The organism is Mesorhizobium sp. M0185 (genome assembly GCF_040322175.1).
Taxonomy (GTDB): Bacteria; Pseudomonadota; Alphaproteobacteria; order Rhizobiales; family Rhizobiaceae; genus Mesorhizobium.
Window position 1 is genome coordinate 1 of record NZ_JAMYSY010000056.1, and the last position, 14,724, is coordinate 14,724.

Here is a 14,724-nt window from a genome sequence, read left to right on the forward strand (position 1 = left end):
GCATCCCGAACCTCCCGGCGCAAAGCGCGCCAAACTGTTCGCGATGTCCTCGCACACCTGTTCGCGATGTCTCCGGTCCAAACAGGGGGAAGATCGGATGTCGCCTCGGCTTTCGCCAATCACCGGCGCCGGAAGGGCGGGCAGGGCGCGGGAACTGCCAATCTCCCCCTTGGAGATGTCCGGCAGGACAGAGGGGCTGCCTCGCGCCGAGGTCTCACAACGCTTTGCATCGCACCGTATTAGTCAAAAAGGGGTGCCGAAACGCCCCGTTTCGATTACGCCGTCGATTGCCATTCACCCGTTAACCAGCGCCAGCAGCTCCTCGGTATAGCGCTTGCCGACCACCTTTTCCGGCGACAGGGCGTCGCCGATGGATGCCACCTCGGCCTGGCTCAGCACGATATCGGCTGCCGCCGTATTCTGCTCCAGATGGCGCATTTTTCGCGCACCAGGGATCGGCACAATGAAGTCGCCCTGATGCAGCACCCAGGCGAGCGCCAGCTGCGCCGGCGTCACGCCCTTCCCGGCGGCCATCTTTTCCAGCACGGCGACGACCGCCGCATTGGCCGCCATGGCGTCGGCCTGGAAGCGCGGCAACCCGCGGCGCCAGTCGTCGGCGCCGAGAACATCGGGCTTGGCGATCGTGCCGGTGAGCAGGCCGCGGCCGAGCGGGCTATAGGGGACAAAGCCGACGCCGAGCTCGCGGCAGACGGCAAACACTTCCCCCTCCGGATCGCGGCTCCACAGTGAATACTCGCTCTGCACCGCGGCGATCGGATGCACGGCATGCGCCCGGCGGATGGTCGCCGCACTCGCCTCCGACAGGCCGAGCGCCCGCACCTTGCCCTCGCGCACCAGCTCGGCCATGGCGCCGACCGTATCCTCGATCGGCACGTTGGGGTCGACGCGGTGCTGGTAATAGAGATCGATCACCTCCGTATCCAACCGCTTCAATGACGCTTCGGCCACGGCCTTGACATGCTCCGGGCGGCTATCGACACCGGCCATGCGCTCCATGCCGCTGCCTTCTTCGAGGATCTTGAAGCCGAATTTGGTTGCGATCGTCACCTTGTCACGCACCGGCTTCAGCGCCTTGCCGACCAGGATCTCGTTCTCGTAAGGGCCATAGACCTCGGCCGTGTCGAAGAAATTGACTCCGATCTCGACGGCATGGCGCAGCGTGGCAATCGCCTCCGCCTCCGGTTGGCCACCATAGGCAAAGCTCATCCCCATGCAGCCGAGGCCGACCGGGTAGACGTCAAGTTCATTGCCAAGCTTGCGGGTTTGCATCACGTGTCTCCTTGTTGTGATGGTTGTGATGAGGCAGAGATAGCGTCTTGCATTGAGTTCGATAATCGGCTCTCATCTGTACGGGCTGTTCCAAGAAATAGATCAATGAAGCGAACCCATCTTTCACAGCTCGCGGTACTGGCAATGGTCGCCCAATGCGGCAGTTTTCGCGGCGCCGCCAAGGAACTGGCAATCGCGCCGTCGGCGGTCAGCCACGCGGTGTCCAGCCTCGAAGCGCGCCTCGGCGTGCGCCTTCTGGCGCGCAGCACGCGCAGCGTCGCACCGACCGAGGAGGGCGCGCAACTGCTCGAGCGCCTCAGGCCGGCGCTGTCGGAAATCGACCTGGCGCTGGAATCGGCGATCGAGGCGCGCGACCGGCCGGCCGGCAATCTCCGGCTGACCGTGCCGCGCACCGCGGCCCACCTGGCGCTGACGCCGAGGCTCAGCGCCTTTGCGGCTGCCTATCCCGACATCGTGCTGGAGATCGTCATCGAGGACCGCTTCACCGACGTCGTCGAGGGCGGCTTCGATGCCGGTGTGCGACTGGGCGAGAGCCTGCAGCGCGACATGATCGCGGTGCGCATCGGACCAGACCTTCGCGGCGCCGTGGTCGGCGCGCCAGCCTACTTCGAGACCATGCCAAAACCGCAGCATCCGCGCGATCTCGCCGCTCACCGCTGCATCCGCTTCCGCTTCTCCAGCGGCATTCTCTACCGCTGGGAATTCGAGCAAAACGGCGAGGAGATCGAGATACCGGTGCAAGGGCCGCTGATCCTCGACGAGGACCATCTGATTGCCAACGCCGCAGTCGACGGCGCCGGGCTCGCCTTCGTGTTCGAGGATTATGTCCGCGACGCGCTCGCCGCCGGCAAGCTCGTTCGCGTGCTGGAGGACTGGTGCCCGCGCTTCGACGGCTTCTTCGTCTATTACCCCAGCCGCCGCCAGATGCGGCCGGCGCTCAGGGCCGTTGTCGATTTTTTCAAGGTCGGCGAATAAGCCAACCCTCCCCACAAGGGAGAGGTGGAAGAAAGCCGACCGGGCATTCGTTCACCGACCATGTCAGCACTGCCCAAAAACCAGACGGCCGGCTACGGCTGGACGGCGATCATCCTTCACTGGCTGATCGCGGCGCTCTTTATTGGCCAGTTCGTGCTCGGCCTCGTCATGGTGCGGCTGTCCAGCCAGCGCACCGCCTTCGAGCTGATCCAGCTGCATAAATCCTTCGGCTTCCTGCTGCTTGGACTGGTCATCCTGCGCATCGCCTGGCGCCTTGGCAGACCGGCCCCGCCGCTGCCGCGCTCGGTCGGCCCGTTCGAGCGCCGGATGGCGCCGCTGGTCCATCTCGCGCTTTATGCGTTTCAGCTCGCTCTGCCGTTGTCCGGCTGGGCGCTGGTCTCGGTCTCGGTGCTGGAGATCCCGAGCGTGCCGTTCAATCTGTTCGTCATGCCCAATCTGCCGCTCGGTGAATCGGACACGGCAGAAAGCTTCTGGGCAGCGACGCACTGGTATCTCGCCTATGCGGGCATCGGACTTGTCGCTTTGCATCTCGCCGCAGCGCTGCGCCATCATTTCTGGCTGAGGGATACCGTGCTGACGCGCATGATCACGGCTTCGTCACATCACGACGGGGAATAGAGCGGACGGCTCATTCGTTGATGGGGCGAGGACGCAAGAAAGCGTTGCCTGCAAAGAGGGCCATTTCCATGTACGCGCGCATCTTCGGATTTGCGGCAGCCGCCGCTTGTTTTGCCATGCCTGTTTTCGCCGCCGTTGCCCTTGGCGAGGCGGCCGGCAGCTACACGATCAGCCCGGGGAGTTCCAGCATCCATTTCTCCATCGGCAAGCTCGGCGGCGGCGGGCTCGACGGTGCTTTCTCCCGCTTCAAGGGCAGTATCCTTATCGACAACAGCGATGTCGGCCGGTCCCAGGTCAATTTCACCATCTTCCCCGAAAGCGTCGGTACCGGCCAAAGCCGCATCGATGCCTTTCTCCGCTCGGACGCTGTTTTCGACGCGGCCAACAATCCGGAGATCCAGTTCCGTTCGACCAGCGTCAAACGCACCGGCGACACGTCAGCCCTTGTCACCGGCCGGCTGACGGCGCGCGGCAAGACTTTTCAGGAAAAATTCACGGCCGAGCTCGGCGGCCTCAGGGCGGGCGCGATAAAATTCCACGTCACCGGCAAGGTGCTGCGGTCGCGCTACGGCATGGATGTCGGCACGCCGATTTACTCCAACGTCGTCGATTTCGACATGACGCTGACCGGCAAGCGGGGATAGTCTTTGCAGGACCGAGCCACCTCTCCCCACTTCGTGGGGCGAGGAACCCAGGTTCCGCAAGGGCAGCGCCGGCATCCGGACAAGCCGCAGATGATCGCCCTGTTCGCCGCCATGCTCCCGCATTGGCTTTTCTCCTGAATTAGGGCAAACCTCCAGGCCTGCAATCGAGAGGAGAAATCTGATGTTCCGATGGGGTGTTTTGTCGACGGCCAAGATCGGCCGCGAGCAGCTTTTGCCGGCAATCGTCGAGGCGGAGAACGGCGTGCTGTCCGCGATTGCCAGCCGCGATCTGTCGAAAGCGCGGGCGCTGGGCGAACGCTTCGGTGCGCGCCACGCGTTCGGCTCCTATGAGGAGCTGCTCGCCTCCAGCGACATCGACGGCGTCTACATTCCGCTGCCGACCTCGCAGCATGTCGAATGGACGGCCAAGGCGATCGAGGCCGGCAAGCATGTTCTGGTCGAAAAACCGCTGGCGCTCGATGCCAGGGACATTCCGCCGCTGATCAAGCTGCGCGATGCCAGGAAGGTGCTGGTGTGCGAAGCCTTCATGGTCGTCTACCATCCGCAATGGATCAAGGTGCGCGAGCTGATCGCCAACGGCGCCATCGGCCGGCTGCGCCATGTCCAGGGCGCGTTCTCCTATTACAATGTCGACCCCAACAACATGCGCAACAAGCTCGATCTCGGCGGCGGCGCGCTGCCCGACATCGGTGTCTACCCGACAGTGTCGACACGCTTTTCGACCGGCAAGGAGCCGCTGCGCGTCCAGGCGACGATCGAGCGCGACAAGACGTTCGGCACCGACATCTATTCCTCGATCCGCGCCGATTTCGGCGACTTCGAGCTGTCGTTTTACCTGTCGACGCAGATGGCGGCACGCCAGGTGATGATCTTCCACGGCGAGAAGGGCTTCATCGAGGTGTTCTCACCGTTCAACGCCGGACTCTACGACCATCATCGCGTCGAACTGCACAACCAGAACCACAGCGAGGCGCAGGTGTTCCGCTTTCCCGGCACGCAGCAATACCGGCTGGAAGTCGAGGCCTTCGCGCGGGCTGCGCAGGGCGGCAAGGACCGCGTCTTCACCCTGGAAGAATCGGTGCTCAACCAGAAGGTCATCGATGCCATCTTCCGCGCCGGCGAGAAGGAAGGCTGGGAGGCAGTCTAGGCAGGCCGTGATCCCACAACTGGACCGGTTTTTGTACAAGATCATGGCCAAATAGATGTCCGACGATGCGGATGTGATCATTGTCGGCGCCGGTCTTGCCGGCCTTGTCGCGGCGGCCGAACTGTCTGCGGCCGGCAAGAAGACCATCATCCTCGAGCAGGAGCCGGAACAGTCGCTTGGCGGCCAGGCATTCTGGTCGCTCGGCGGCATCTTCCTTGTCGATTCGCCCGAACAACGGCGCATGCGCATCCGCGATTCGTATGAGCTGGCGCTCGAGGATTGGCTGGGCACCGCAGCCTTTGACCGCACGGAAGATCTCTGGCCGCGCCGCTGGGCCGAGGCCTATCTCGGCTTCGCCGCCGGCGAGAAGCGCTCCTGGCTCATGCAGCGCGGCCTGAAATTTTTTCCGGTGGTCGGCTGGGCCGAGCGCGGCGGCGGCAATGCCGTCGGCCACGGCAATTCGGTGCCGCGCTTCCACATTACCTGGGGCACCGGCCCTGGCGTGCTCAAGCCGTTCGTGCAGCGCGTGCGCGAGGCCGAGAAACGCGGGCTGATCCGCTTCAAATTCCGTCACCGGGTAAACGAATTGACGCGGACGGGCGGCGTCGTCGACGGCGTGCGCGGCGACCTATTGGCGGCGAGCGATGCCGAGCGCGGCCGCAAGAGCTCGCGCGAGATCACCGGCGATTTCGAGCTGAAGGCGCAGGCCGTCATCGTCGCCTCCGGCGGCATCGGCGCCAATCACCAGCTGGTCCGGGAGAATTGGCCGAAGCGGATGGGCGCGCCGCCGAAACGCATGATCACTGGCGTTCCCGATCATGTCGACGGCCGCATGCTGGCGATCGCCGAAGCCGCCGGCGGCCGGCTGATCAACCGCGACCGCATGTGGCACTATGTCGAGGGCGTCAGGAACTGGGCACCGATCTGGACCGATCATGCGATCCGCATCCTGCCCGGCCCGTCATCGCTGTGGCTCGATGCGCGCGGCAAGCGCCTGCCGGTCCCGCTCTATCCCGGCTTCGACACGTTGGCCACGCTCAGCCACATCATGAGCACCGGCTTCGATCATTCCTGGTTCATCCTGACCAAAAAGATCATCCAGAAGGAGTTCGCGCTGTCGGGCTCCGAGCAGAACCCCGATCTGACGGGGAAGAGCTGGCGCCAGGTGCTCGGCCGCGCCACCAGCGGCGTAGCCGCGCCGGTCAAGGCGTTCATGGAGAAGGGCGAGGATTTCATCGTCGAGCCTGATTTGCCGGCGCTGGTCGCGCGCATGAACGCAGCGGCCGGCGGCGAGCCGCTGCTCGAACTGGCGCAGGTTGAGCGCGAAATCCGCGCCCGCGACCGGCAGCTCGACAATCCGTTCTCCAAGGACATGCAGATTACTGCGTTGCGCGGCGCGCGAGCCTATCTCGGCGACCGGCTGATCCGCACCGCAAGACCGCACAAGCTGCTCGATCCCGCCAGTGGCCCGCTGATTGCCGTCAGGCTCAGCATCCTGACCCGCAAGACGCTCGGTGGGCTGGAGACTGACCTCGACAGCCGCGTACTGGGCGTCGGCGGCCAACCAGTCGAGGGGCTGTACGCGGCGGGCGAGGCCGCCGGTTTCGGCGGCGGCGGCATGCACGGCTATGCGGCGCTCGAAGGCACGTTTCTCGGCGGCTGCATCTTTTCCGGCCGCAGTGCCGGACGGGCGGCGGCACGCGCGGTGGGGTGAAACAAGGCCCGCCGGCGGCCGTTGCGCCAAGGTGGCGGGTCGCACCGAATGGCCAACTTCCCTTAGAGCATTTTGCAGCCAAATGGAATCATTTGGCGTCCGCATAAATGCGGCAAAACAGATAGTTAGAGCGGGTTACCGGTTCCAGGAGAACCGGAACCGGCTCTAGGCGAAGGGCTGCAAATTGACGTCTTGAAGCTTGGAACCGGCAAGCAAAGCCTCGAGCACCTGCTTCTTGAGAGACAGGCACTGCGAACGGGCAAGTTTGACGATGGCGGAAACCTCGCCTGCCTCGCAGGCAAGGACCAGCTCCTTTTGCTGGGCGATGATCAACTGGGTGAAGTCGCGGGACTTGAAGCCGAGGTGGAGAACCCGCGCCGACTGGTCGAGTATCTGGTCCAGGAGATGCGCCAGTCGCAAATTTCCCGAGAGCTCCGCAAGGGCCAGACGAAAGGCACGGTCGGCCGCAAGGAAGGCGACGTGGCTGCGTAGCGTCTCCGGCTTCAGCACCTTTTTCGCCGCCAGCCTGACATCGTCGAGCCCGCGCTCGGTCATGTTCGATGCCGCCACCCTGAACACTTCCGGTTCGATCAAGCTGCGGACATCGAAGATCTCGTTGACGTCCCGCAGGCTGAGCGTCGCAACGACGTAGCCGCGGCGCGGTTCGCTCCTGACCAGCCCTTCCTGCATCAGTCGGGCCAGCGCCGCGCGGATGGTCGCCTTTTTGATCTGGTACCGGTCACCGATCTGCTTCTCCGTCAGCGCTTCACCGGGGCGCAGCACGCAGGCAATGATGTCGTTCCTCAGCTGCTCATATGCCTGTTCCCTGCGAAGGACGTCGGCGGCCGACAGTGCTGTCGCCTCGACCGTGGCCGGCCTTGCCGGTTCGGCGGTCAACTTCGTCGTTTTCATATTCCGTCCGTCTGGCTGTCCGATTGACGCTGGCATCAGCATTCGCTAGCGTGAGCATCTCAGATTGATGATCTGAGCATCTCAGGGAGGATAACTGATATGCCTTTACCCGCCAACTCGCCTCTCTACGCCGTTGCCGATGATATCGTCAATGCCGCGAAGGGGCCAGATCCCCTCGAAGCGGTAAGGACGGTCCTGGGCGACTACACCAACCGCTTTCACGCATCGGGAACACTCGCTCACGAAGAAGACGACGACGAGGTGCTTCTGCATGCGAGTCCGAACCTGACGATCTATCACATCACTCTGTCGCCCGGCCTGCAGTACCCGCCTCACAACCACCTGATGGATGCCTTGATCGGCATCTACAAGGGCAGCGAGACGAACTTCATCTATCCCGTTGCCGGCAGCGAACTCGATGTTCCCGAAAGGCAGGACATCGCAGCGCCTGCCGTGGTGCACATGGCGTCAAATACCGTTCATGCGGTTGCGAATACGGGCGGTGCGCGATCGGGTGCGCTGCATGTCTACCTCGGCGATCTCACACGAACCCACCGGCAGCTGTGGAGTCCGGACAGCAACCAGGCCGAGCCGTTTGACAATGATCGCTACCTGGCCGGCGCACGGCCAATTCAGCAGTCTGGGCACGAATGAGCAGAGGCGTCGCGGGCGGCGAAATTGGCCGTGATCAGCGGACCCGTCGGAATCGCGTCACACTTGTCACTCTCGCCAATCCGCTATCGCCCCTATCTTGGCTCACGACCCAACACGTCGCGCCTGCGGCGACAAACCAGCAAGGGAGATGCACAATGACGGCACATCAGAATGGCACAGGCGAGCAGACGACGCGGCTCGCGATGAAGACACCACCGGTCGTTTCGCCTGACGCGTGGGAGGCCGCGCGCCAGCAGCTGCTCGTGAAAGAGAAGACCGTGACCCGGGCTCGCGACGCACTGGCCGCCGAGCGCCGGCGGATGCCGTGGATGGCGGTGGAGAAGACATATACGTTCGAAGGGCCTGACGGAAAGGTGAGCCTGCTCGACCTGTTCGAGGGCCGCCGTCAACTGATCGTCTACCGCGCCTTCTTCGAGCCCGGCGTATTCGGCTGGCCCGACCACGCTTGCCGCGGCTGTTCGCTGGGGGCGGACCAGGTCGGCAATCTTGCCCATCTGAACGCCCGCGACACCACGCTTGCCTACGCCTCGCGCGCACCGCAGGCCGACATTGCGCGGCTGAAGGCGCGGATGGACTGGAAGATGCCCTGGTACACCATCACCGACAGCTTCGATGCCGATTTCGGCGTTGACGAATGGCACGGCCACAACGTGTTCATCCGCGACGGTGATCGCGTGTTCCGTACCTACTTCATCAACAACCGCGGCGACGAGGCGATGGGGACCGTATGGAGCTATCTCGACCTGTCGCCGCTCGGCCGCCAGGAAGTTTGGGAGGATTCGCCCGAGGGCTATCCGCAGACGCCGACGTACAAGTGGTGGAACTGGCACGACAATTACGGCGCCGAAGCCGTTCCCGACAAAAAGTGGGTCGAGGTGTCGGACGCCGGAGATGCCGCGTTCCGGAACCGCACCGAATAGAACGTCTTTGGCGTCGCGCAAATGCGGCCAGGACAATTGGAGGAGCGGGATGCACGGTTCGACCGCATCCCGCTCGCTATGTAGGACTACGGACATGAGCGAGATTCATGCAGGCGGATCCACCGGCGATGCGAGCCCGGCCGGCCATAGTGCAGCCGATTGGCTGTCCTTTGCGGCCGCGCCGACCTTCGCAGCCATGGCGCTGCTGACGCTTCTCGGCGGCGCGCCGGACATGATGTGCTCGACCGGGCAAGAGGCGTCACCGCTGGGCGGCATGGTCCCGATGTACCTGCTGATGAGCGGCTTTCATTTAGGACCTTGGCTGAAGCAGGTTTCCGGCCGGCGACGCCGCCGCAAATAGAGCTGTACCGGCCGACAAAGGCCCGTTCTGGTCGGGAAGACATCCCTCACCAGATCCACTCGCCCCTTCCCAAAACCGCTACCGCATCGACAATCCGGGTAAAGCTCGAGCGGGCGCGGCCGGCCGTGTGCCTGGCGCGCAAATAGCCATGCACCAGCCCCGGCTCCTCGAGCCACCAGGCGCGCCCGCCCGCGGCAACGATGCGGTCGCGATAGGCTTCGCCGTCCGACGACAGCGGGTCGCATTCAGCGGTCATCACGACGGTGGGCGGCAGATTGGCGAACTCGGCGTCGGCGAGCGGCCACAGAGTGAGATCGCCGGTGCGATCCTCGCCACCGGTCCTGATGTCCCTGTAGAAAACGAGGTCGCGCGCGGTAAGCATCGGCGCTTCCGCGTGGGTGACGTAGGAACCGGCGGAGCTGTCGCCGCCGAGGCCGGGATAGACCAGAATCTGGCCGATCGGCTTGCGCGCATGGCCGCGCGTTGCGTGACTGACAGCGGCGGCGAGATTGCCGCCGGCACTGTCGCCGCAGAGCAGGACAGGACGCTCGTAAGTCGCCGCCGCCCATTCGAAGGCGCTGATGGCGTCGTCAAAGGCGGCCGGATGAAGGTGCTCAGGCGCCAGCCGGTAGTCGACCGAAACCACTTCATAGCCGGTGCGGCCGCAAAGCTCGGCGCAGAGGTCGTCATGGCTGTCGAGCCCGCCGAGGATAAAACCGCCGCCATGGAAATAAAGCACCATCGCCGCCGCTTCCGGCGCCGGGGCGCGGTAGACGCGGATCGGAATGTGCCAGGGTGTGGCAATGGCGGTGGTTTCCGCCGTGACGCCTTGGGGATAGCCGGCAAAGAACTCGCGGCACATCCGGTTGTAGATCTCGCGCTGCTCGGCGATGGTGTAGTCGATCGTATCGGGCGGATAATAAGAATTGGTCCGCTCGATGAAGGCCCAGGTCTCGGCGTCGATGAGGGTTTTGTAGTCGGTCATGGGCGCTGAATGGATCGCAATGAATCCGCCTGAACACCCCCCTCTGGCCTGCCGGCCATCTCCCCCTCAAGTGGGGAGATCGGCAGCTTCGGCGAAACCGCCTTTTCTCCGGCGTCGACAATTGGCGAAAGCGATGATGACATCCGATCTCCCCCCTTGAGGGGGAGATGTCCGGCAGGACAGAGGGGGGTGAGCGCCATCATTCCTGCAATACCACTACTTCCCCTTCCACACCGGATCGCGCTTTTCGGCAAAGGCGCGAAAGCCCTCGAGATTGTCCTCCGAGCCGTAGAGTGCGTCAACCGTCGACAGTTGCCGGCGCGTCACCCGGTTCATGGCGTCCTGGAAAGTCAGCGATTCTGCGACCCGGGCCGTCTCCTTGATCGCGGCGAAGACCAGCGGCGGGCCGCTGGCGAGCAGCCGCGCGATCTCCCAGACCCGGTCCTCCAGTCTTTCCTTGGGCAGCACCTCGTTGACTAGGCCCCATCGATGCGCCTCGGCGACATCCATCCAGCGGCCGGTGAGCAGAAGGTCCATGGCGACATGGTAGGGGATGCGCTTCGGCAGCTTGATCGTCGCCGCATCGGCCAGCGTGCCGGCGCGGATTTCGGGCAGCGCGAAGGAGGAGTGGTCCGACGCATAGATGAGGTCGCAGGATAGCGCCAGTTCGAAGCCGCCGCCGACCGCCATGCCGTTGACGCAGGCGATCACCGGCTTGTTGAGGTCGCGCAGTTCCTGCAGCCCGCCGAAGCCGCCGACGCCGTAGTCGCCGTCGACCGCGTCGCCGCCGGCCGCTGCCTTCAGGTCCCAGCCGGCGCAGAAGAACTTGTCACCGGCGGTCTTGACGATGGCGACGCGCAAGTCGGGATCGTCGCGAAACGCCTTGAAAGTCTCGCCCATCAGCCGCGACGTCTTCAGGTCGATGGCATTGGCCTTGGGCCGGTCGAGCGTGACTTCGAGGATAGTGCCCTCGCGGCGGGTGGTGATGACGTCAGACATTTTTGTTCTCTCCAAGCACCAGCAGCGCATCGGCGATCCAGGCGCCCTTGCCTTCGGTGCAGACGATCAGCGGATTGATGTCGAGTTCCTCGATCTCGCCGGCGTTTTGCTGCACGAAAGCGGCAATGCCCGATATCGCATCGATTGCCGCTGCAACATCGGCCTTCGGCCGACCGCGATAGCCGTCGAGCAGCGGGAACAGTTTCAGCCCGCGCAAAGCGGCCTCGATATCGTCGCGGGTCGCCGGCAGCATCAGCGTGACGCTGTCGCGCAACAGCTCGACCAGCACGCCGCCGGTGCCGAGCGTCATCACTGCGCCGAACATCGGGTCGCGGGTGAAGCCGACGAGCAGCTCAGCGACGCCGTCGCGCACCATGCGCTCGACATAAAGGCCCGTGCCGAGCGGGCCGAGATCGTGGGCGGCGGTGCTGACCGATTCGGCATCCCTCAAATTGAGCCGGACCGCGTCGAGCTCGGACTTGTGGATGACGCCAAGGGCCTTCAGCGCCACCGGGAAGCCGAGCGCCATCGAGGAGATGACAGCTTCGACCGCGTTGCCGGCGCGCTCGCCCTTCGGCACGGGGAGCCCGGCCTCGATGAGCCGCGCCTTCGCCTCGGCCTCGTCCGGCGTGACATGGTCGCCGGCCGGCGCGCCGGACGCCGAAGTGTCGATCGGCTGCGCCTGCGGCTCGCGCCAGGCCCAGCCGATGAAGGCCGCCGCCTGGGCGGCGTCCATGGCTTCGGAGATGCCGAACAGCGGCACCATGCCCCGCGCCATCAGGCCGGCAGTGTATTCCTCGGGCAGGTTCTCCGGCAGCGAGGAGACGATCGCGCCTTGCGCGCTGTTGGTCTTCAGCGCCACTTCGAAGGCGCGCAGCGTCGCCCACCAGTCGGTGTCCGAGCAGCGGTCGGGGCGCGGGAAATCGAGCACCAGCATGTTGAGGTCGAAGCCGCCCGACACCATCGCGGTGAAGGTGGCGGTCATCGCCGGCTCGTTGTTCCAGATGAAGGTGTGGTAGTCGAGCGGGTTGGCCACCGCGACCAGCGGCCCGAGCGTCGATTTGACATGCGCGCGGTGCTCGGGGGTGAGTGGCGGAAACGTCACCCAGCGGCCTTCGGCGCTGTCGGCCATCACCGACGCCTCGCCGCCCGAACAGCTCATCGACGACAGCCGGTAGCCGGGCAGGGGGCCGGTGACGTGCAGCAGCTTGAGCGCCTCGATGAAAGCCGGGATCGAATCGATGCGGGCGATGCCGAGCCGCTTCAGGAAGGCGCCGGACGCTGCGTCCGAGCCGGCCAGCGACGCGGTGTGGGAAACGGTCGCCTGCCGCGCCTGCTCGGAGCGGCCGACCTTCATGGCGATGACAGGCTTTTTCAGCTCGCGCGCCCGTGCCGCCAGCCTTTCGAAGCCGGCTACCGAATCGAAAGCCTCGATATGCAAGCCGAGCGCGGTGACACGGTCGTCCTCGATCAGGCCGAGCGCCATTTCGGAAAGCCCGGTCTGCGCCTGGTTGCCGGCGGTCATCAGAAAGGCGATCGGCAGGCCGCGCTTCTGCATCGTCATATTGATGGCGATGTTCGACGACTGGGTGATGATGGCAACGCCGCGACCGCCTTCTGGCAGCCTGATGCCGCCATGCTGGTCGGGCCACAAAAGCGCGCCGTCGGCATAGTTGATGAGCCCGTAGCAGTTCGGCCCGATGATTGGCATTTGGCCCGCCGCCGCGACCAGCTCGGCCTGCAGCCGCTCGCCGTCCTCGTCATAGGCCTCGGTTTCGAGGAAGCCGGCGGCGAAGCAGACCGCACCGCCCGCGCCGCGCTCGGCCAGTGCCTTGACCACTTCGATGGTCAAGTGCCGGTTGACGCCGACGAAAGCGGCATCCGGCGCACCGGGCAATTCGGCCACCGAGCGATAGGCCTTGCGGCCGGCGACCTCGGCCTTGTTCGGATGCACCGGCCAGATCTCGCCGGCAAAGCCCATCTTGATCGATTGCGCGACCACGGCGGCAGCCTGCGCGCCACCGAAGACCGCGATCGTTCGTGGGCGCAAAAGACGCTCAAGTTTGTGCATAAACACCCCCCTCTGCCCTGCCGGGCATCTCCCCCTCAAGGGGGGAGATTGGCAGCTGGGCCGCTGGCCCGAGGCATGCAACGGCAATAACTGGCGAAATCAGGAATGGCGGCCGATCTCCCCCCTTGAGGGGGAGATGTCCGATAGGACAAAGGGGGGCGCGAAGGAATGCAGACATTGCGCTGTTCAGCCCCCGAACGGGCGCAGCAGCGCCCGCGAGATGATGTGGCGCTGGATTTCCGAAGTGCCTTCCCAGATGCGCTCGACGCGGGCGTCGCGCCAGATGCGCTCGAGCGGCAAATCGTCCATCAGCCCCATGCCGCCATGGATCTGGATCGCCTCGTCGGCGACAAAGGCGAGCATCTCGGTGGCCTTCAGCTTGGCCATGGCCATGTCCTGGTCGGTGACGGTACCCTGATCGTACTTCCAGCCGGCTTCGAACACCATCAGGTCGGCGGCCTTCAGCTCGGTCGCCATGTCGGCGAGCTTGAACGACACGCCCTGGAACTTGCCGATCGGCTGGCCGAACTGCTGGCGCTGCGCGGCGTATTCGACGGCGTGGCCAAGCGCCCGCTCGGCGCGGCCGAGGCAGGTGGCGCCGACCTGCAGGCGCGTCGCGCCAAGCCATGAATTGGCGACGTCGAAGCCTTTGTGGACCTCGCCCAGAACCTGACTGGCCGGCAACCGGCAATCGTCGAATTCGAGGATGGCATTGGTGTAGCCGCGATGCGAGACGTTGCGGTAGCCGTCGCGCACGGTGAAACCCTTGGTGCCCTTGTCGACGAAAAAGGCGGTGATCTTCTTGCGTTTTCCACGCGAAGACTCTTCCTCCCCCGAGGCCATGAAGACGATGGCGAAATCGGCGAGATCTGCATGGCTGATGAAATGCTTGGTGCCGTTCAGCACCCAGTCGTCGCCGTCTTGCACGGCGGTTGCCTTCATGCCGCGCAGATCGGAGCCGGCGCCCGGCTCGGTCATTGCCAGGCAATCCCATTTCTCGCCGCGAATGCAGGGAAACAGATATTTTTCGCGCTGCTCCGGCGTGCCGGCGAGAAGGATGTTCGAAGGCCGCGCCACGCAGGTCCAATGCAGTGCGTAATTGGCGCGGCCGAGTTCCTTCTCATAGAGCAGCCAGGTCACCGTATCGAGCCCGGCGCCGCCGACATCGGCCGGCATGTTGGCGGCATAGAGGCCGGCTTCGATCGCCTTGGCCTTGATCTCCTCGATCAGCTCGCGGCGCAGCACGCCGGTACGCTCCACTTCGCGCTCATGCGGGTAAAGCTCGTTCTCGACGAAGGCCCGCGTCGTCTCGACGATGAGCTTCTGCTCCTCCGAAAGACCAAAATCCAT

14 protein-coding genes are annotated in these 14,724 nt (G+C 64.7%); 8 read left to right on the plus strand and 6 right to left on the minus strand.

The window, feature by feature from the left end:
- Positions 1-294: 294 nt before the first annotated feature.
- Entirely contained in the window at positions 295-1,290 is a 996-nt protein-coding gene (locus tag NKJ20_RS29140) for an aldo/keto reductase (RefSeq protein ID WP_352748818.1), read from the minus strand.
- Positions 1,291-1,395: 105 nt separating this feature from the next.
- Between NKJ20_RS29140 and NKJ20_RS29145 the strand changes: the two genes are divergently transcribed.
- From NKJ20_RS29145 to NKJ20_RS29165, 5 genes are all read left to right on the plus strand, one after another.
- Positions 1,396-2,286, plus strand: a complete 891-nt coding sequence (locus NKJ20_RS29145; protein ID WP_352454788.1) for a LysR family transcriptional regulator — start codon at positions 1,396-1,398, stop codon at positions 2,284-2,286.
- A 60-nt stretch (positions 2,287-2,346) separates the two neighbouring features.
- Entirely contained in the window at positions 2,347-2,925 is a 579-nt protein-coding gene (locus NKJ20_RS29150) for a cytochrome b (protein WP_352748821.1), read from the plus strand.
- Positions 2,926-2,993: 68 nt separating this feature from the next.
- The gene (locus tag NKJ20_RS29155; protein WP_352451627.1) at positions 2,994-3,569 is read left to right on the plus strand and encodes a YceI family protein; all 576 of its coding nucleotides are present in this window, start codon (positions 2,994-2,996) and stop codon (positions 3,567-3,569) included.
- A 181-nt stretch (positions 3,570-3,750) separates the two neighbouring features.
- Complete coding sequence (locus NKJ20_RS29160; RefSeq protein WP_352748824.1) at positions 3,751-4,737, plus strand: Gfo/Idh/MocA family protein; 987 nt, start codon at positions 3,751-3,753, stop codon at positions 4,735-4,737.
- Positions 4,738-4,792: 55 nt separating this feature from the next.
- Positions 4,793-6,451 carry an FAD-binding dehydrogenase gene (locus tag NKJ20_RS29165; protein WP_352748827.1) on the plus strand — a complete coding sequence of 553 codons (1,659 nt, stop codon included), beginning with the start codon at positions 4,793-4,795 and terminating at the stop codon, positions 6,449-6,451.
- Positions 6,452-6,616: 165 nt separating this feature from the next.
- Here the strand turns inward: NKJ20_RS29165 and NKJ20_RS29170 are convergent, their stop codons facing one another.
- On the minus strand, positions 6,617-7,363 hold the full coding sequence (locus tag NKJ20_RS29170; protein WP_352748830.1) for a GntR family transcriptional regulator: 747 nt from the start codon (positions 7,361-7,363) through the stop codon (positions 6,617-6,619).
- 99 nt (positions 7,364-7,462) lie between these two features.
- Here NKJ20_RS29170 and NKJ20_RS29175 point away from each other — a divergent pair, with 99 nt between their 5' ends.
- The 3 genes from NKJ20_RS29175 to NKJ20_RS29185 all read left to right on the plus strand — a co-directional run bounded on the left by NKJ20_RS29175 (position 7,463) and on the right by NKJ20_RS29185 (position 9,319).
- On the plus strand, positions 7,463-8,017 hold the full coding sequence (locus NKJ20_RS29175) for an autotransporter (protein WP_352576296.1): 555 nt from the start codon (positions 7,463-7,465) through the stop codon (positions 8,015-8,017).
- Between the two features lie 155 nt (positions 8,018-8,172).
- Complete coding sequence (locus NKJ20_RS29180; RefSeq protein WP_352748833.1) at positions 8,173-8,958, plus strand: DUF899 domain-containing protein; 786 nt, start codon at positions 8,173-8,175, stop codon at positions 8,956-8,958.
- A 94-nt stretch (positions 8,959-9,052) separates the two neighbouring features.
- Complete coding sequence (locus NKJ20_RS29185; protein WP_352743887.1) at positions 9,053-9,319, plus strand: hypothetical protein; 267 nt, start codon at positions 9,053-9,055, stop codon at positions 9,317-9,319.
- 46 nt (positions 9,320-9,365) lie between these two features.
- On the opposite strand, the gene NKJ20_RS29190 is transcribed toward NKJ20_RS29185, so the two are convergent.
- From NKJ20_RS29190 to NKJ20_RS29205, 4 genes are all read right to left on the minus strand, one after another.
- Entirely contained in the window at positions 9,366-10,304 is a 939-nt protein-coding gene (locus tag NKJ20_RS29190; RefSeq protein ID WP_352748836.1) for an alpha/beta hydrolase, read from the minus strand.
- Positions 10,305-10,520: 216 nt separating this feature from the next.
- A complete protein-coding gene (locus tag NKJ20_RS29195) occupies positions 10,521-11,303 on the minus strand; it encodes a carnitinyl-CoA dehydratase (protein ID WP_352472543.1) in 783 nt (260 codons plus the stop codon).
- Positions 11,296-13,374, minus strand: a complete 2,079-nt coding sequence (locus tag NKJ20_RS29200; RefSeq protein WP_352748839.1) for an acetate--CoA ligase family protein — start codon at positions 13,372-13,374, stop codon at positions 11,296-11,298. Before NKJ20_RS29200 ends, NKJ20_RS29195 begins: the two co-directional genes overlap by 8 nt.
- A gap of 186 nt (positions 13,375-13,560) precedes the next feature.
- Positions 13,561-14,724 carry an acyl-CoA dehydrogenase family protein gene (locus tag NKJ20_RS29205; RefSeq protein ID WP_352451618.1) on the minus strand — a complete coding sequence of 388 codons (1,164 nt, stop codon included), beginning with the start codon at positions 14,722-14,724 and terminating at the stop codon, positions 13,561-13,563.